The 18262-nt window shown below is 61.6% G+C and carries 18 protein-coding genes; 5 read left to right on the forward strand and 13 right to left on the reverse strand.

The window, feature by feature from the left end; genetic code table 11:
- Nucleotides 1-10 precede the first annotated feature (10 nt).
- The 11 genes from MK745_RS04660 to MK745_RS04710 all read right to left on the reverse strand — a co-directional run bounded on the left by MK745_RS04660 (nt 11) and on the right by MK745_RS04710 (nt 10832).
- Nucleotides 11-850 (reverse strand): DUF4393 domain-containing protein, encoded by an 840-nt coding sequence (locus MK745_RS04660; RefSeq protein ID WP_243612109.1) that lies wholly within the window; start codon nt 848-850, stop codon nt 11-13.
- A gap of 269 nt (nt 851-1119) precedes the next feature.
- Nucleotides 1120-1821: an HAD-IA family hydrolase gene (locus MK745_RS04665; RefSeq protein WP_243612110.1), complete on the reverse strand. Its 702-nt coding sequence runs from the start codon at nt 1819-1821 to the stop codon at nt 1120-1122.
- A complete protein-coding gene (gene gph, locus MK745_RS04670; RefSeq protein ID WP_243612111.1) occupies nt 1818-2465 on the reverse strand; it encodes a phosphoglycolate phosphatase in 648 nt (215 codons plus the stop codon). The genes MK745_RS04665 and gph overlap by 4 nt, the downstream gene beginning before the upstream one ends.
- Nucleotides 2462-3007 (reverse strand): thioredoxin family protein, encoded by a 546-nt coding sequence (locus tag MK745_RS04675; RefSeq protein WP_243612112.1) that lies wholly within the window; start codon nt 3005-3007, stop codon nt 2462-2464. The genes gph and MK745_RS04675 overlap by 4 nt, the downstream gene beginning before the upstream one ends.
- Before the next feature lie 15 nt (nt 3008-3022).
- Nucleotides 3023-3946 carry an MBL fold metallo-hydrolase gene (locus tag MK745_RS04680; protein WP_243612113.1) on the reverse strand — a complete coding sequence of 308 codons (924 nt, stop codon included), beginning with the start codon at nt 3944-3946 and terminating at the stop codon, nt 3023-3025.
- Between the two features lie 77 nt (nt 3947-4023).
- Nucleotides 4024-4713: a ribulose-phosphate 3-epimerase gene (gene rpe / locus MK745_RS04685; RefSeq protein WP_243612114.1), complete on the reverse strand. Its 690-nt coding sequence runs from the start codon at nt 4711-4713 to the stop codon at nt 4024-4026.
- Nucleotides 4714-4810: 97 nt separating this feature from the next.
- Nucleotides 4811-5875, reverse strand: a complete 1065-nt coding sequence (gene fba, locus MK745_RS04690; RefSeq protein WP_243612115.1) for a class II fructose-bisphosphate aldolase — start codon at nt 5873-5875, stop codon at nt 4811-4813.
- Between the two features lie 13 nt (nt 5876-5888).
- Entirely contained in the window at nt 5889-6887 is a 999-nt protein-coding gene (gene gap, locus MK745_RS04695) for a type I glyceraldehyde-3-phosphate dehydrogenase (protein WP_243612116.1), read from the reverse strand.
- A gap of 20 nt (nt 6888-6907) precedes the next feature.
- Nucleotides 6908-8899 carry a transketolase gene (tkt, locus tag MK745_RS04700; protein WP_243612117.1) on the reverse strand — a complete coding sequence of 664 codons (1992 nt, stop codon included), beginning with the start codon at nt 8897-8899 and terminating at the stop codon, nt 6908-6910.
- A 26-nt stretch (nt 8900-8925) separates the two neighbouring features.
- A complete protein-coding gene (locus tag MK745_RS04705) occupies nt 8926-9798 on the reverse strand; it encodes a phosphoribulokinase (protein ID WP_243612118.1) in 873 nt (290 codons plus the stop codon).
- Between the two features lie 23 nt (nt 9799-9821).
- Nucleotides 9822-10832 (reverse strand): class 1 fructose-bisphosphatase, encoded by a 1011-nt coding sequence (locus MK745_RS04710; RefSeq protein WP_279391735.1) that lies wholly within the window; start codon nt 10830-10832, stop codon nt 9822-9824.
- Nucleotides 10833-10940: 108 nt separating this feature from the next.
- Between MK745_RS04710 and cbbR the strand changes: the two genes are divergently transcribed.
- Nucleotides 10941-11876 (forward strand): LysR family regulator CbbR, encoded by a 936-nt coding sequence (gene cbbR, locus MK745_RS04715; RefSeq protein ID WP_243612119.1) that lies wholly within the window; start codon nt 10941-10943, stop codon nt 11874-11876.
- A gap of 57 nt (nt 11877-11933) precedes the next feature.
- Here the strand turns inward: cbbR and MK745_RS04720 are convergent, their stop codons facing one another.
- Nucleotides 11934-13163 carry a urate hydroxylase PuuD gene (locus MK745_RS04720; RefSeq protein ID WP_243612120.1) on the reverse strand — a complete coding sequence of 410 codons (1230 nt, stop codon included), beginning with the start codon at nt 13161-13163 and terminating at the stop codon, nt 11934-11936.
- Between the two features lie 105 nt (nt 13164-13268).
- Here MK745_RS04720 and MK745_RS04725 point away from each other — a divergent pair, with 105 nt between their 5' ends.
- Nucleotides 13269-14198, forward strand: a complete 930-nt coding sequence (locus MK745_RS04725) for a LysR family transcriptional regulator (RefSeq protein ID WP_243612121.1) — start codon at nt 13269-13271, stop codon at nt 14196-14198.
- Here MK745_RS04725 and uraH read toward each other — a convergent pair.
- Nucleotides 14195-14548 carry a hydroxyisourate hydrolase gene (gene uraH, locus MK745_RS04730; protein WP_243612122.1) on the reverse strand — a complete coding sequence of 118 codons (354 nt, stop codon included), beginning with the start codon at nt 14546-14548 and terminating at the stop codon, nt 14195-14197. The two genes, MK745_RS04725 and uraH, sit on opposite strands and share 4 nt — an antisense overlap.
- A 152-nt stretch (nt 14549-14700) precedes the next feature.
- Between uraH and puuE the strand changes: the two genes are divergently transcribed.
- Genes puuE through MK745_RS04745 form a run of 3 tightly spaced genes read left to right on the forward strand, consistent with a single transcriptional unit; the run spans nt 14701 to nt 18064 of the window.
- Nucleotides 14701-16116, forward strand: coding sequence for an allantoinase PuuE (gene puuE / locus MK745_RS04735; RefSeq protein WP_243612123.1), 1416 nt, complete (start codon nt 14701-14703; stop codon nt 16114-16116).
- Nucleotides 16113-16601, forward strand: a complete 489-nt coding sequence (locus tag MK745_RS04740; protein ID WP_243612124.1) for an ureidoglycolate lyase — start codon at nt 16113-16115, stop codon at nt 16599-16601. The genes puuE and MK745_RS04740 overlap by 4 nt, the downstream gene beginning before the upstream one ends.
- Before the next feature lie 59 nt (nt 16602-16660).
- Nucleotides 16661-18064, forward strand: coding sequence for a uracil-xanthine permease family protein (locus MK745_RS04745; protein ID WP_243612125.1), 1404 nt, complete (start codon nt 16661-16663; stop codon nt 18062-18064).
- The last annotated feature ends 198 nt before the right edge of the window (nt 18065-18262 follow it).

Here is an 18262-nt window from a genome sequence, read left to right on the forward strand (position 1 = left end):
GGCGTTTGCACTATTTGGCTAGAACCGACTCCGCAAACCGATTTCCCACTTCGGTAGTCAGAATGCAGTTTCTCTTCAATTCTATCGCCCTGCTTTCTTTCTTCGGTAGTTCCGTAAAGGCTTTGAACCAATCGCTTTCCTCAAACGAGTTGTAGTCTTTGACTTTCTCTGGAGACGTCAGGGTTGCATCAGCTCTAGGGTGAACTAGCCCCAGCCCTGATAGGGTTTCAATGCTAGCCTGCACAGCAAGATATACATCTTTGCCTCTAAATCCCGCTTGATGTGCAAGCAGTAGAAGGTCCGGGTTGCAGAACTGGTAAAGGTCACTTCGACCGCCGTTGTCTTTGTATACGTCTTGAACAGTAATTGTGCTTGCAGCCTTCTCATTCGCTAGATAGGCAAACACCTGTGCATCTAGTGAACTCATTGCTTTCACTTTTTCAACGAACGACGGGTGGGTTATTTTAGCTTTCGCCGTTTGCATAGAAGAGGCTAGTAGGTTCGCGAACATTTCGCTCAATTCCGGATTCTGACCGTAGAACTTCAGCGCTTCAATAGTCGGCCCCGCGATCGCCAAATCCGGTGTCCGGATTTCCTCTTCAGGAACCCCTTCCAGCTTCTGCGACACGGATTGCTCAACCCATTTCTCGACGAACTCAGCGCTCCAAACCAACCCTCGGACCGGCGCAAGCGCAACATTGACCACTTTCCCCACAGTTCCGAGAGCTTTTCCTGTTTCGGTCGCAATTGGTTTAAGAGCATCATCATAGATAGGAACAGCTTTGGCCAAGTTGGCTGCCGCATTCAAAGCGTCGCTAACCTTGCCGGGCTTTTCTTCATCTGCGCTCATGTAGCTGCCTCACTAGTTAACTTGCCAAAAGCAGTATTGACGTTTCTTAGCATCACGATCAACCGCCATCCAAGCGCCCGATCCCGAGGGTGGGTGCGGAACGCGCCCGCCCATGGGGGCGGGTCGGGCGCGTGCGGGATGCAGGCATCCCGCATCCTCTGGCAAGGGCGATGACCTAAACACCCCCGTAGGGTGGGTTTCCAACCCACCACCCCAAAACCCACACCGACGCAATACCGACGTGATACCGACGCGATACCGACGTGGCCTTACCCCACCAAACCCGCCACCAGCGCCCCCGCCAAATCCCCCCCCCGAAGCGACGGCACCACCGCCTCCGCCCCGCTGAAATCATCCGCTTCCGTATAAACCGACGGCGTCACGACAACCGGAATCCCCGCCGCACGAGCCGACAAAACCCCGTTGCGGCTATCCTCCAACGCAAGGCACTCCTCCCCCCGAAGCCCCAACCGCGCGAGCGCCAGCTCATACACATCCCCCGCCGGTTTCTTCGCCGCGACCTCGTCTCCTGCGGCAATCACGTCGAACACATCCGCCCCCGTCTGCCCCCAGCAACACTGGCACAGCGCCTCGACATTCTCCCGCGAGGTCGTCGTCGCCACCGCCACGCGCAGCCCCTTGGCCCGCGCCGTCTCAATCAACGCCCGCACGCCATCCCGTAAGGGCAGTGCCCCCTGCGCCAGAATATCCACGTAATAGCCTGTTTTCACGCGATGAATCCGCGCAATCTCCGCGTCGGAAAGCGTCACGCCCCCGGCCTCGGGCATCCCGCAAAACGCCCGTATCCGCTCCTTCCCGCCGGTGGTTTTCAACAGCGCGCGATAGTCCTCAACCGACCAATGCCAGCCCAAGCCCTCTTCGGAAAACACCCGGTTAAACGCCGCGCGATGCGCCTCTTCCGTCTCCGCCAGCGTCCCGTCCACGTCGAAAATCAACGCCTTGAGCGTCACGCGAAAACCGCTCCCGTGATCTCGGTCAGCTGCCGGAAATCGTCGAACGCATGAGCATGGGTCATCTCGTCGATGCCGACCTTGCGATACCCTTCGGTAAAGAGCGCAAACGGCACCCCCGCACGCTCCGCTGTCTCGGCATCAATCTCGCTATCACCCACATAAAGCACATCCCCCCCAAGCGCCGCCATCGCCGCTTGCAGGGGCTTGGGATCGGGCTTTTTCGCATCCGTGCTATCGCCCCCGATCACCACATCGAAAAACCCCTCAAGCCCCAGATCTTGAAGGATAATCACCGCTGGCTCATGCGGCTTGTTGGTGCAGACGCCAAGCCGATACCCGGCCTCTTTCAAACCCGCCAGCACCTCCGCCATATGCGGATAGGGCCGCGTCAGATCGGCGGCAGGGGCGTTATAGATCGCCAGCACATCCGCCACGATCCGATCAAACTCCGCCATATCCATCCCGACCCGCTGCATCACCCGCTCGACAAGCTTCGGAAGCCCGTTGCCGATGAACGCCGTCACCGTGGCAAGGTCCAAAGCGTCCTGCCCCTCGGCCGCCAGCATCTTGTTCACCGAAGCATGGATATCTGGCGCGCTATCGATAAGCGTCCCGTCGAGGTCAAAGATGATCGCCTTCATGCGCTTTCCTTCCATTTGATCGAACAGCCCATCGAGGGCACCTGGTCTTGCGGCCCCTTGCCCGTCTCGGCCACCTGCCTCATCGCCTCGTAAAGATCGCGGCGCAAATCGGGCGGCCCGGCCTCCTTGCGCGACGCATCGAGACGCCCGCGATACTGCAAACCCCCTGTCGCGTCGAAGCCAAAGAAATCCGGCGTGCAAACCGCGTCAAAGACCCGCGCAACCGATTGATCTTCATCATAAAGATAGGGAAACGGCAGGCCGAGTTTCTTCATCTCGTCAAACCCGTCCTGCGGATAGGCTTCGGCGTCATTCGAACTGATCGCCGCGACACCGATGCCAAGCTCTTGCAGGTCTTCCGCATCCCGCAGGATCCGGTCCAGCACCGCCATCACATAAGGACAGTGGTTGCAGATGAACATGATGAGCGTGCCGTTCTCGCCGGCCACATCCCCAAACCCATAGGTCTTGCCATCCGTGGCCGGGAGCCTGAAATCCGGCGCCCGCCATCCGAAGTCACAGACAGGAGGGATTGTGGCCATGCGAGCACTCCATGATTATGCGCCTTCCGGCACAAAGCGATAGGCGCCATCCTTGCGCTCGACACGGCCCATGCCGCCGCCGGGCAGGTGGTAGCCAATGATACGGGTCTGCTCGGCAGCGAGCTGATCCATGAGGCCAAGCCGCGTCTGAGCCGCTGTCTCGCGGTCCTGATCCGAACCAAGGCCAAGCCCCGGCGCCATGAAGGCCGCGTGGTGGTTGCCGATGCAATCGCCAAGAACCATGACGCTCTCGCTTCCCGAACGCACCTCAAAGGCCATGTGCCCCGGCGTGTGACCATAGCTGGCGCGCGCTGCGATGCCGGGCAGGATTTCCTCACCATCGTCAAAGAAGGTGATCGCGTCCTCAAGCGCCTCCATCCGGCGTTTGGCGCCCACGGCCATGGTCTTGCGCGACTCCTCGATCGTATCGACGGTCTCGGGGTTCCACCAATAGTCCCATTCTTTGCGCCCCATCATATAGGTCGCCTCGGTAAAGAGCGGATCGTCGAAATCATCAAGCACGCCCCAAAGGTGATCGGGATGCGCATGGGTAAAGACCACGTGGGTGATATCGTCGACCGAAAGCCCCATCTCGTCGAGCGCATCGGGAAGCCTCCCGACGCTCGGCATGAAAGCGGGGCCAGAACCCGCGTCAAACAGGATCGTCCGCTCCCCGTCTTGCAAAAGCGTGACGTTGCACTCCGGCTCAAGCATCCCGTCGCCAAAGCCGAACTGCTTGAAGATCGGCGCACGGTCGGCCTCGGACACACCGTTAAAGGTGAAATCGACTGGCAAGACAAGGTTCCCGTCCGAAAGCGTGGTGAGTGTCTTTTCGCCAAGTGTCGCGCTGTCCGAGGCAAAGGCCATACGCCCGCCAAGCCCTGCCAATGCTGTTCCGGCCACTGCCCCCTGAAGAAGGGTCCTCCGCGTCAGTGTCATGTGAACATCCTCTTAATCCTGTTTCGAGATGCTGAACATGCTGACATTCACAGATATGAATAGCAATGGGCTCATGCCTACCCCGCCTTCGCCGCTGCCTCGCGCAAGGCACGGATGTTCGCGCCGTAGACCTCGGGCGTGTCCACTGTGCCGCCCTTGAACACCGCCGAGCCCGCGACAAAGCAATCCGCGCCCGCCTCGACCAAAGCGCCAATCGTCGTCGGATCGACCCCGCCATCGACCTGAATATGGATCTCCCGATCGCCGATCATCTCGCGGATCTGACGCACTTTCTCGACGCTTGAGGGGATGAATTTCTGCCCGCCAAAGCCGGGGTTCACGCTCATCACAAGCACCATGTCACACAGGTCAAGCAGATACTCGACCGCCGAAGCTGGCGTGCCGGGATTAAGGCTGATCCCCGCCTTCGCCCCCGTCGCCTTGATCGCCTGCAACGTGCGGTGCGGATGCGGCCCGGCCTCAAAATGCGCCACGATCATATCGGCGCCCGCATCGGCATAGGCCTGAATATACGGGTCCACCGGCGCGATCATCAGATGCACGTCCATAAAGGTCTTCACGTGCGGGCGAAACGCCTTCACTGCCGGCGGGCCAAAGGTCAGGTTGGGCACGAAATGGCCGTCCATCACGTCCACATGCACCCAATCCGCCCCCTGATCCTCAATCGCCCGAATCTCCGCCCCGAAATTGGCGAAATCAGCAGAAAGGATCGACGGCGCGATCTTGATGTTGCGGTTGAAGGTCATGGGTCAGCCCCCTGATATATTTCCAAAAACGGCGGGGCAGTGGAGGACCGCCCCGCCGGGCATCTGAGGGGAGGACACGCCTCCGCCCCTCAGAAACTCATGCGGACTTCTGTACCAGCGCCCCGTCGGCATAGCGCGCAGCCATGTCGTCCATGTCGATCACGGTGATCTTCGAGGCGTTGCCCGCCGTGCCAAAGCGTTCAAACCGGTCGCGGCAGAGGTCTTCCATCTCGTTCATCGCAGCGGTGAGGAACTTGCGCGGGTCGAACTGCGTCGGGGTTTCCGTCGCCACCTTGCGGAACTGCCCGGTCATCGCCATCCGGCAATCGGTGTCGATATTGACCTTGCGCACCCCCATCTTAATGCCCTTCTCGATCTCTTCGACCGGCACACCATAGGTCTGGGGCATCTCGCCGCCATAGGCGTTGATGAGGTCCTGCAATTCCTGCGGCACCGAGGACGAGCCATGCATGACAAGATGCACCGAGGGCAGCTTTTCATGGATCGCCGCGATGGTCTTCATCGACAGGATGTCGCCATCGGGCTTGCGGGTGAACTTATAGGCACCGTGGCTCGTGCCGCAGGCAATGGCGAGCGCGTCACATTGCGTCTTGGTGACGAAATCGACCGCCTGATCCGGGTCGGTCAAAAGCTGCTCTTGGCTAAGCTTGCCGGACGCACCGGAGCCGTCCTCTTCTGCCGCCTCGCCAGTCTCGAGCGAGCCAAGAACACCAAGTTCGCCCTCGACCGACGCACCGACCCAATGCGCCATGTCGGTGACGCGCTTGGTGATGTCGAGGTTGTACTCATAGGAGGCGGGCGTCTTCATGTCCGCCTCGAGGCTGCCATCCATCATCACGCTGGTGAACCCGTGGCGAATCGCTGTCATGCAGGTCGCCTCGTTGTTGCCGTGGTCCTGATGCATACAGACCGGGATTTGCGGGAACATCTCGGCCAGCGCCTGCACCATGTGGCGCAGCATGATATCGCCCGCATAAGAGCGCGCCCCGCGGCTCGCCTGAAGGATCACCGGCGCATCGACCTTCTCGGCCGCCTTCATGATAGCAAGGCCCTGTTCCATATTGTTGATGTTGAACGCGGGCACGCCATAGCCCTCTTCGGCGGCGTGATCGAGAAGTTGGCGAAGCGTAATCAAAGCCATGTCGGCGGTCTCCTTAAAGCTGGCCCATGTAAGCGGCGTTGTCGGCCATCCGGCACGAGAACCCCCACTCGTTATCATACCAAGCAAGGACACGCACAAGCCGTCCGCCCATGACTTTCGTCTGGTCACTGGCAAAATTCGACGAATGGGTGTTGTGGTTATAGTCGACCGAGACTTTCGGCTCGGTCTCATAGGACAGGACGCCCTGCATCCGGCCCGCCGCCGCCTCTGCGATGATCGCGTTGATATCGGCCTCGGTGACATCCTTGCCTGCCTGAAACGTCAGGTCCACAGCCGAGACATTCGGCGTCGGCACGCGTATGGCCGACCCGTCGAGCTTCCCGTTCAGCTCCGGCAGCACCTCGCCAATCGCCGCCGCCGCCCCGGTTGAGGTCGGGATGAGGCTCATCGCTGCGGCCCGCGCGCGGTAGAGGTCTTTGTGACGCCGGTCGAGCGTCGGCTGATCCCCGGTATAGGAATGCACGGTCGTCATGATCCCGTTCTCGATCCCCACCGCATCGTTGAGCACCTTGGCAATCGGCGCGAGGCAATTCGTCGTGCAGGATCCGTTCGAGACAACTGCGTGCCCGGCCTCCATCTTCTCATGATTCACACCGTAAACCGCTGTCAGATCGGCATTCTTCGCAGGCGCAGAGACAAGCACACGCTTTGCCCCCTGCCCCAGATGCACCGCCGAGGCCTCGCGCGAATTGAACTGCCCCGAACATTCAAGGACAACATCGACCCCCGACCAATCGAGCTCGGTCGGATCATAGGTCGAGAAGACCTTGATCGGACCCTGCCCGACATCCATCGTATCGCTGTCGACGGTTATCTCGCCAGGAAACCGGCCATGCACCGAGTCATATTTGAGCAGGTGGGCGTTGGTCTCGATCGGGCCGGTGGCGTTCATTTTCACCACCTGAATATCGTCCCGCCCGCTCTCGATGATCGCGCCGAGGGTGCATCGCCCGATGCGCCCCATGCCGTTGATGCCTATCTTGATCGTCATGTGTCTTGTTCTCTCCCAGCTCAGGCCATCAAGGCGCGGGCTTTGTCGGCGACGGCTTCTGCCGTGATGCCGAAATTGCGATAGAGGTCTTCCGCCGGGGCCGACGCGCCAAAGCCTGTCATGCCCACGAAACCGCCATTCTCTCCAATGAGTGCGTTCCACGTGCTCTGCACCGCCGCCTCAACGGCGACGCGTGGCGCAGCGCCAAGAACCTCGGCGCGATAGCCTGCGTCCTGCGCTGCGAAAAGCTCCATACAAGGCACCGAAACCACGGCCGCCCGCACCCCCTGAGCAGCAAGCAGATCGGCGGCTGTGAGCGCAATTTCAACCTCCGACCCGCTTGCCATCAGGGTCACGTCGCGCGTGCCCTCCGCCGCGCGCAGGACATAGGCCCCACGCTTGGTTCGGTTCTCCTCGTCATGCTCCGTGCGCACCGTGGGCAATCCCTGACGCGAGAGCGCAAGGACCGAAGGTGTGGACGGGTCGCTGATCGCGATTTCCCAAGCCTCCGCCGTCTCGATCGCATCGGCGGGCCGAAACACGTTTACGTTCGGCATGATCCGCAGGCTCGCCACATGCTCGACCGGCTGATGCGTCGGCCCATCCTCGCCAAGCCCGATCGAGTCATGCGTCATGACGTAAACCACCGGCTGCTGCATCAGTGCCGAGAGGCGGATCGCCGGGCGGCAATAGTCCGCAAAGGCCAGGAACGTGCCGCCATAGGGCTTGAGACCCCCATGCAGGCTGATCCCGTTCATCACTGCCGCCATGCCATGCTCGCGAATACCGTAATGGATATACTCCCCGCCGTAATTCTCGCGGCTGACCGGGGTCATGCCGCCGGTGCGGGTGTTGTTCGAGCCGGTAAGGTCCGCCGAGCCGCCCACGGTGTTCGGCAAGGTCGCATTCACCACCTCAAGCGCCATCTCGCTCGCCTTGCGGGTCGCCACCTTGGGCGCGTCCGCCGAGAGCTTGGCCTTATAGGCATTGATCGCCGTGCCGAGCTTGGCCCCATCCACAGGCGCCATCGCTTCCTCAAAAGCGGCCCGCGACGTCGAGGCCTGAAGACGTGCCTCCCAAGCCTCCCGCGCCCGCTTGCCGCGCGCGGCAATCACCTCCCACGCCTCACGCACCTCCGCCGGGATCACGAACGGATCATGCGGCCAGCCCAAAACCTTCCGCGCCGCCGCGATCTCCTCTGCCCCAAGCGGCGCGCCATGCGTCGCACTGGTGCCCTGCTTGGTCGGCGCACCAAACCCGATGATCGTCTTGCACGCGATGAGCGACGGGCGCGCATCCGCCTTGGCCGCCGCAATCGCCTCGGCCACCGCCTCGCGGTCATGCCCGTCCACCGCCTGCACATGCCAGCCGCTCGCGGCAAACCGGGCTTTCTGATCCGTCGAGGACGAGAGGCTCACACTGCCGTCAATGGTAATGTCATTGTCGTCCCAAAGCACAACCAACCGCCCAAGCCCCATATGGCCCGCAAAATCAATCGCTTCGTGGCTGATCCCCTCCATGAGACAGCCATCCCCCGCGATCACATAAGTGTAGTGATCGACCAGCTCATCCCCGAACCGGGCCTGCATCATCCGCTCGGCAAGCGCCATGCCGACCGCCGTGGTGATCCCTTGGCCCAACGGGCCGGTTGTCGTCTCGATCCCCTTGGCATGGCCATATTCCGGATGTCCCGCCGTGCGCGATCCCCATTGGCGAAAGGCGCGGATCTGGTCCATGCCCATATCGTCATAGCCCAAGAGGTTGTTGATCGCGTAGACCAGCATCGAGCCATGCCCCGCACTCATCACAAAGCGATCCCGGTCCGGCCACGTGTCGGCGCTCGGATCCACAGTCATGAAACGGTTGAACAACACCGTCGCCACATCCGCCATACCCATCGGCGCACCGGGGTGGCCCGAATTTGCCGCCTGCACCGCGTCCATGCTGAGCGCGCGAATGGCATTGGCCATCTGCGTCTCCATATCGGTCGAAATTTTGGCCTGCTGGTTCATGGTCTCTCCTCCCTCTCGCGCACGCCTCAGGCGCGCTTGCTCTCGCTCACCAGACGGTGAACCATCGGCGTGAAAATAAGCTGCATCGCGAGGTCCATCTTGCCCCCCGGAATGACGATGGAATTCGCCCGGCTCATCCAGCTCCCCTCGATCATCGAGGTGAGATAGGGGAAGTCGATGCCGCGCGGGTTCTTGAACCGGATCACCACGATGCTTTCATCCGCCGTCGGAATCCAACGCGCACAGAACGGGTTCGAGGTATCGACCACCGGCACACGCTGAAAGTTCACGTCCGTTTCGATAAACTGCGGACAGATGCAATGCACATAGGCATGCATCCGGCGCAGGATCGTGTCCGTGACCGCCTCCGTCGTATAGCCCCGCTGCGCCTTGTCGCGGTGAATCTTCTGGATCCATTCGAGGTTGATGACCGGCACCACCCCGATCTTGAGATCTGCAAACTTGGCAAGGTTCACATCGTCATTGACGACCGCCCCATGCAGCCCCTCGTAGAACAATAGGTCCGATCCCTCCTCGAACTCGGACCAATCGGTGAAAAGCCCCGGCGCCACGCCATAGCGTTCGGCCTCCATATCGTCATGCACATAGTGCCGTGTGCGGCCCTTGCCGGTCTCGCCATAGTCGCGAAACACCCGCTCCAATTCGCCCAACTCGTTGGCATCATATGAGAAATGGCTAAACGTCTCGTCGCCCGCCGCCTTGCGCTTTTCCAACTCGGTCTTCATCGCCGCGCGGTCATAGCGGTGAAACGCATCGCCCTCGATGCTCACCGCGCTGATCCCCTCGCGGCGGAAAATCTGGTCGAAGGTGGATTTGACCGTCGACGTGCCCGCGCCGGAAGAGCCCGTGACAGAGATGATAGGGTGTTTCTTGCTCATGATGTCAGAGTCCTTTGCGCGCGTCAGTTGCGGAACAGACCACGGCTGCCGAACAGCGCCGAGACCTCGTGGTCGGGAAGATCGTGATAGGTCGCGACGCGGGCGACCTTCTCGGACGAACCAAATACGAAGGGTGTGCGCTGATGCAGGCGGCTCGCGCCCTTGCCCATGATCGGGTCACAGCCATCCGTGGCCCGCCCGCCCGCCTGTTCGACGACAAAGGCAATCGGCGCACATTCATAGAGCATCCGCAGCCGCCCCTGCTCATAGCCTTCACGCTCGTCCGACGGATAAAGGAACACGCCCCCCCGCGTGATGATCCGATGGGTTTCCGCGACAAGCGACGCGACCCAACGCATGTTGAAATTGCGCCCGCGCGGCCCTGAATCGCCCGCGATGCAATCGTCGATGAAGGCGCGCACCGGCTTGGTCCAATGGCGATAGTTCGAAGCGTTGATGGCAAACTCGCTGCTCTGCGCCGGGATCACCACCCGCGCCTCGGCAAGTTCGAACCGCCCCGTTTCGGGATCAAGGATGTAGTGCTGCGTGCCATCGCCAAAGGTCACGACAAGCCCCGTCTGCGGCCCGTAGATCACGTAGCCGCCCGCAAGCTGTTCCGAGGCCGGTCGCAAGACACTCGCCTCGCCCGTCTCCTTGGCCTCATAGATCGAAAAGATCGACCCGATAGAGACATTGACGTCAATATTCGACGACCCATCAAGCGGGTCCATCGCAACGACATATTTTCCTTTCGGGTTGAGCTCGATCACTTCGTCGCGCTCTTCCGAGGCCCAGAACCGCGTCGAGGTCGCGGCAAGCGCCTTGGCGAACATCTCGTCGGCAATCACGTCGAGCGCCTTCTGATCGTCGCCATCAGCATTCGCCGCCCCCACCTGCGCGCCCAGCGCCGCGCCAAGCGGCCCGCGCGCAATGATCCGCGCCACATCCATCGACACGGCGCAGATCGCCGCCATCACCGGGCGCAGCGGCTCGGGGATGTGATCGGTCACAATCGGAGAGATGTTTTCAGGCATGGCACTGTCCCAACTGGCGTTTGTTGGACATTGCATTCCATAATCGAGATTGTTAGAAAATTTAAAAAATAGACGTGCTGCATAAGCACATTTTAATATGCGGTGAGGATGCCAAAGAAAGAGTCCATAACTCTCAAGCAGTTACGTGCGCTGGCGGCAGTGGCCGATCACGGCACCATCACCGCTGCGGCTGAGACACTCGGCCTCACCCCCCCGGCGGTGCACACCCAACTGCGCGGTCTCGACGCCGCCATCGGCTCTCGCGTCCTCACCAGCAGCGGCGCAAGCGGTGCCGTGCTGACCGCCGAGGGCGAGGCGCTTCTGTCCACCGCGCTGCAAATCGATTCCGTCCTGGATAGCTGCCTCGACAAGGTGCGCGCCTTGCGTGACGGCCAATCCGGGGTTGCCGTGCTCGGCGTGGTCTCGACCGGCAAGTATTTCGCCCCGGGCCTCGTTGTGCGCCTGCGCGATGCGCACCCCGATATCGACGTGATCCTGAAAGTCGGCAACCGCGACAAGATCATCGGCGACCTAAAACAAGGCGCCATCGAGCTTGCCATCATGGGCCGCCCCCCGCGCAGCCCGGCCAATATCTCCTACGAGATCGGCCCGCACCCGCACGTCATCATCGCCGCGCCCAGCCACCGCCTCGCTCAGGTCGACAACATAAGCCCCGCCGACCTCCTCTCCGAGACCTTCATCTCGCGCGAGCTTGGCTCTGGCACGCGTATCCTGATGATGCGCTACCTCGACCGCGTGGGCGAAGGCATGACCTACCGCCAAGTCGAGATGGGCAGCAACGAGACCATCAAACAGGCCGTGATCGCCGGGCTTGGCATCGCCATGATCTCGCAGCACACGGTGACGGACGAGTTGAATTCAGGCCGCCTTGTCGCGCTTGATGTGCCGGGCCTGCCTATCGTGCGGCACTGGTATCTGCTGCACCGCACCGACCTGCGCATGACCCCGACTTTGGAAACCGTGCGCGACTTCATCCTCGCGCTCAAGGCCGATTTCCTGCCCCGCCTGCGCGACGAGGCCTGACCCGTTATCTTCAAAACAAAACGGCCCGGAACTTTCAAAGAATTCCGCGCCCGCGCTTCAGCCGCCCTGTGCCGCCTTGAACCATTCCGCGATGATCCGCCGCTCTTCCGGCTCCATCCAGCTTATATTGGCGGGCGGCATCGCGGTGCTGAGGGCGGCCTGCGTATAGATCCGCTTGGCCTCTGCCGCGATCTCCTGCGGCGTCTCAAGAAGCACGTTCTTCGGCGCATGACCGATCCCGTCCCAGAACGGCTCGCGCGCATGGCACATAGAGCAGCGCCCGAGGACGATATCCGTCACATCCTCGAACCCGTCCGCACTGGCGTAAACCTGCTCGGTGGTGGTGAAGGCGCGCGCTTCCTCTTCCTCAAGACTGCTATAGTCCGGCCCCGCCATCGACAGCACCATGATCGCCACGAAAAGCGCCACCGTCGCCCCCCAGGTCCACCATTTCATCCCACCGCGCGCATGCATCGTGTTGAAGAAATGCCGGATCGTGACCCCCATCAGGAAGACCAGCGCCGCAATGATCCAGTTATACTCGGTCGCGAATGCCAGCGGGTAGTGATTGCTCAGCATCAGGAAGATCACCGGCAACGTGAGATAGTTGTTATGGGTCGAGCGCAGCTTGGCGATCTTGCCGAATTTCGGGTCTGGCTTGCGCCCGGCCTTGAGGTCCGCGACCACAATGCGCTGGTTCGGCATGATGATGAAAAAGACATTCGCCGTCATGATCGTCGCGGTGAACGCCCCGAGGTGAAGCATCATCGCCCGACCCGTGAAGACCTGCGTATAGCCCCAGCCCATCGCCACAAGCAGCGCGAACAAAAGCAGCATCAAAAGCGTCGGCTTTTCCGACAGCCCCGATTTGCAGAGGCGGTCATAAACGATCCAGCCAATGGTAAGCGACACCGCCGACAAGAGCACCCCCTGCCACAGAACCATCTCGGTCTTGCTCGCATCGATGAGGTAAAGCTCGCCCCCCATCCAATAGACCACCATCAAGAGCGCCGCCCCGCTGAGCCACGTGGAATAACTCTCCCACTTGAACCAGATGAGGTGTTCCGGCATCGCCGCCGGGGCCACGAGGTATTTGCGGATATGGTAGAACCCGCCCCCATGCACCTGCCATTCCTCGCCATCCGCGCCCCCGAGGTCTCCCTCGCGGCGCAGGCCAAGGTCCAGCGCGATAAAGTAAAAGGACGACCCGATCCACGCGATCGCCGTGATGACATGAAGCCAGCGCAGGGCGAACTCCGCCCAGTCGATCAGAAAGGTCATAACCATGGTGCACACCCCTGTTTTTGCCGTGCGGGCACCGTAGCGCCTGCGAGACTTTTCCTCTATTGTAGAAAAAATCCGAAGAGCTTCAAAGAAAACCAGAAAATCAACATGTCCTATCTCGACAATATCCGCACCTTTGTGCGCGTCTATGAATTGGGCAATATGTCCGCAGCCGCCCGCGATCAGCGCATTTCTGCGGCCGTCGCCTCGTCACGGATTTCACAGCTCGAAGAATACCTTGGCGTGCGCCTCTTCATGCGCACCACCCGTCAGTTGAACGCCACAGAACAGGGCGAGGTCTTCTACGGTGGCGCCTGCAAGATTCTCGACACGATCGACGAGGCCGAGGCAGCGGTGAGTTCCATCACCCAATCCCCACGCGGGAGCCTGCATGTCGCGGCCCCGCTAGGCATCGGGCGCCGCCTCATCGCGCCGCATGTGCCCGCCTTCAAGGCGCAATACCCGCAAATCGACCTCCGCCTGCGCCTGTCCGACCGCAAGCTCGACCTGACCGCCGAAGGGCTCGATGTGGCCTTTTTTCTGGGTGTGCCGGAAGATAGCACGCTTCGGATGCGCAAGTTCGCGGATTGTCCGCGCGTGCTCTGCGCCGCGCCAACCTATCTCGAAACGCGCGGCCTACCGGGCGCCCCGGACGAGCTGACGAGCGGCAAACATGACTGCCTGAACCTGCGCTATCCCGGTGCGCCGGAATTCCAATGGACGTTGCAAACCCCAGACGGCAATCGAAAATTCGCCGTGCGCGGGCCGTTTGAATCCGATGATGGCGACGTGTTGACCAACTGGGCGCTCGAAGGCCACGGCATCATTCTCAAACCCGTCTTCGAGATCTCAGAACACCTCGCCTCCGGCGCTCTCGTGCCTGTCCTCACAGACTCGCCCCCGGTGCCAATTCACCTCGCTTGCCTCTACACCCACCGCCGCCACCAAGACCCGAAAACCCGGCTCTTCATCGATTTCATGGCGACACGGATTCAGGACGAACTGGCCAAGCGACAGGTGCTGTCAGACCCGGTCTAGCTACCGCGATAGGTCGAATAGCCGAACGGCGAGAGCAGAAGCGGCACGTGGTAATGCGCGGCTTCGCTCATCCCGAACCGAAGCGGCACCACGTCAAGGAAGCGTGGCTCCTCAGGCGGCGTGCCACAGGCATCGAGATAGTCGCCTGCGTGAAAGACAAGCTCATAGGTGCCAATCGCAAACTCTTCCTTAGGCAGGATTTGCGCATCCGTGCGCCCGTCCGCATTGGTCACAAGGCTACGCAGATGGGTCCGGGCCTCGCCCTCGATCCGGTAGAGGTCAATCTTCATCCCCTGCGCCGGACACCCCTGCGCGGTATCCAGAACATGCGTTGTGAGATATCCAGACATGCTATGCTCCCAATCTGTTCAATCGCCCCCTTGTGGCGACAAATCCGCCCGAAAGACAGGCACCAGTAGCAAAGAACACTTTCAAAAAATCAATGAAAGTTTTTCGAATTGTTGTGAGATAGAGATAAACGATCATGACCGGAGACCCAAACGTGAGCAGATATCCCCGCGATATGCGTGGCTACGGCCCCAACGCGCCCGATCCTCAATGGCCGGGCGGCGCCAAGATCGCCGTCCAATTCGTCCTCAACTACGAAGAAGGCGGTGAAAACTGCGTCCTTCACGGCGACGCAGGCTCCGAGGCGTTCCTGTCTGACATCGCGGGGGCCGCCTCTTGGCCCGGTCAACGCCATTGGAACATGGAATCGATCTATGAATACGGCGCACGCGCCGGCTTCTGGCGCCTGCACCGCCTCTTTACCGGCGCAGACATCCCGGTGACGATCTACGGCGTCGCTTCCGCACTCGCCCGCTCGCCCGAGCAGGTCGCGTCGATGAAAGCCGCCGATTGGGAAATCGCCTCGCACGGGCTCAAATGGGTCGAACACAAGGACATGCCCGAAGAGGACGAACGCGCCGCCATCGCCGAGGCCGTGCGCCTGCATACCGAGGTCGTGGGCGCGCGCCCGCGCGGCTGGTATACCGGACGCTGTAGCGCCAATACCGTCCGCCTCGTCGCCGAAGAAGCCGGGTTCGACTATATCTCCGACACCTACGATGACGACCTGCCCTATTGGCTGGAGGTCGGCGAGCGCGATCAGCTCATCATCCCCTACACGCTTAAAGCCAACGACATGCGCTTCGCGACCGCGCCGGGCTATATCACCGGCGAACAGTTCTTCACCTACCTCAAAGACGCCTTCGACACGCTTTACGCCGAGGGCGAGGCAGGCGCGGCCAAGATGATGTCCATCGGCCTGCATTGCCGCCTTATCGGCCGTCCGGGCAAGCTCGCGGGCCTGAAACGCTTCCTCGACTACATCCAAGGGTTCGAAGGCGTCTGGACCCCGCGCCGCATCGACATTGCCGAGCACTGGGCCAAGACCCATCCCCATGCCCGCTGGCAACGCCCCTCCGAGATGTCGCGCGAAGACTTCGTCGCGGCCTATGGCGGCATTTTTGAGCATTCCCCATGGATCGCAGAAGGCGCGCATGGGCTCGAGCTTGGCCCCGCCCATGACTGCGCCGCAGGTGTCCACAACGCGCTCTGCCGCATCTTCCGCACCGCCTCGGACGACAAACGCCTCGCCGTGCTCAACGCCCACCCCGACCTCGCCGGCAAACTCGCCGCCGCAGGCCGCCTGACAAGCGAAAGCACCTCCGAACAGGCCAGCGCCGGGCTCGACATGCTCACCGACACGGAACGCGAGAACTTCACCGCGCTCAATACCGCCTATGTCAAAAAACACGGCTTTCCCTTCATCATCGCCGTGCGCGACCACGACAAGGCCTCGATCCTCGCCGCCTTCACCCGCCGCATCGACAATGACACCGCGACCGAGATGAACGAGGCCTGCCGCCAGGTCGAGCGCATCGCAGAGTTCCGCCTGATGGACCTCCTGCCATGAGCCGCACGATCACAGCCCAGCCCCTCACCGCCGACGCCTTCGCGCCCTTCGGCGATGTGATCGAATTGCGGGACACCCCCGACAAGATCATCAATCAGGGGCTTTGCGGGCGTCACCACGACCTCGCCACGCTGGATTTCGACGGTGGCCGCGCCGGGATCAGCCTCTTTGACGCGACCCCGCGCGCCTTTCCCTACCATCTCGACATGGTCGAACGTCACCCGCTCGGAAGCCAGGCCTTCCTGCCGCTCACCCCGGCGCCGTTCCTCGTCATCGTCGCACCGGATGAGGACGGCACGCCCGGCACGCCGCGCGCTTTCCTGACCGCGCCGCATCAGGGCATCAATTTTCACATCAATACATGGCACGGCGTCCTGACACCGCTCCATGCCCCCGGCCTTTTCGCCGTGGTGGACCGGATCGGGGACGGCACGAACCTCGAAGAATACTGGTTCGACGACCCCTATACCGTCGTCGCCCCGTAGAAACTCCAACCCGTCGCCAAGAAACGGGCCCGCAACATACTGGAACAGGAAGGACTAGAATGACTGATACGTCGATCGGGACCCCGGAACAGCTCCGCGATCCCAATTACACCCCCCAGCTCGCCAAGGCCGTGCCCCTCGGGATCCAGCACGTGCTTGCCATGTTCGTCTCCAACGTCACGCCCGCGATCATCGTCTGCGGCGCGGCAGGGTTTGGCTTTGGCTCCAACTCGCCCGACTTCCCCGAGATGATCTACATGATCCAGATGTCGATGTTCTTCGCAGGCATCGCGACCCTGTTTCAGACCATCGGCTTCGGCCCCGTCGGCGCGCGCCTGCCCATTGTGCAAGGCACCTCCTTCGCCTTCATCCCGATCATGATCCCGCTTGTTGCGGGCAAAGGCGTCGATGCCGTCGCCGTCCTTATGGGCGGTGTGCTTGTCGGCGGCCTCTTCCACGCCATCCTTGGCCTCTTCATCGGCAAAATCCGCTTTGCCTTGCCGCCGCTCGTGACCGGGCTCGTGGTGACGATGATCGGCCTCGCGCTGGTCAAAGTCGGCATCCAATATGCCGCGGGCGGCGTTCCCGCCATCGGCACGCCGGAATATGGCAGCCTGCAAAACTGGTTCATCGCGGGCCTCGTGATCGTCGTGACCCTCGGCCTTAAATTCTACGCCAAAGGCATGATGTCGGTCTCTGCCGTGCTGCTCGGCCTGCTGGTCGGCTATGTCGTGGCCTATTTCATGGGCATGGTGAGCTTCGCCAATGTCGGCCGCGCCGCGCCCATCGCGCTTCCGAACCCGCTGCATTTCGGGCTGGAATTCTCCTTCGCCGCGATCCTGGGCTTCTGCCTCATGTCCTTCGTCTCCGCAGTGGAAACCGTGGGCGACGTCTCGGGCATCACCAAGGGCGGCGCAGGCCGTGAAGCCACCGACAAAGAGATCCAGGGCGCGACCTTCGCAGACGGGATCGGCACCGCGATCTCCGGTCTCTTTGGCGCGCTTCCCAACACGTCGTTTAGCCAGAATGTCGGCCTCATCGCCATGACCGGCGTCATGAGCCGCCACGTCGTCACCATCGGCGCGCTCTTCCTGATCCTTGGTGGTCTCATCCCCAAGGTCGGCGCGATCATCTCGACAGTCCCGATCGAAGTGCTCGGCGGCGGCGTGATCGTTATGTTCGGCATGGTCGTCGCGGCAGGCGTCTCGATGCTCTCCGACGTGGACTGGAACCGCCGCAACATGGTGATCTTCGCGATTGCCCTGTCGCTCGGCCTCGGGCTTCAGCTCGAACCCGGCGCGCTGCAATACATGCCCGGCACGCTGAAAGTCCTCGCAACCTCCGGCATCCTGCCGGCCGCGATCATCGCCATCGTGCTGAACCTGATCCTGCCGGAAGAGCTTGCCGCCGAAGCCACCGAGGAAATCGCCGGCGGCCACGCAGGCCACTCCCGCGACGACTAAACCCTCGCACGGGAACGACACACCGAAACCGGGGCGCTACGGCGTCCCGGTTTTTCTTCGCGGCCCCCTCCTCAACCCGCACGCCCCGCTCACCATCGCGCGCCCCCCCGGCAGGTGATACCTCTGAGAACCTCCGGACTTGTGGACAGGTTGGGTCTTCGTGCAGAGTAGTTCCTGTCGCGAAAAGCCAAACTGATT

It is taken from the genome of Shimia aestuarii, from assembly GCF_022814865.1.
Classification (GTDB): Bacteria; Pseudomonadota; Alphaproteobacteria; order Rhodobacterales; family Rhodobacteraceae; genus Shimia; species Shimia aestuarii_A.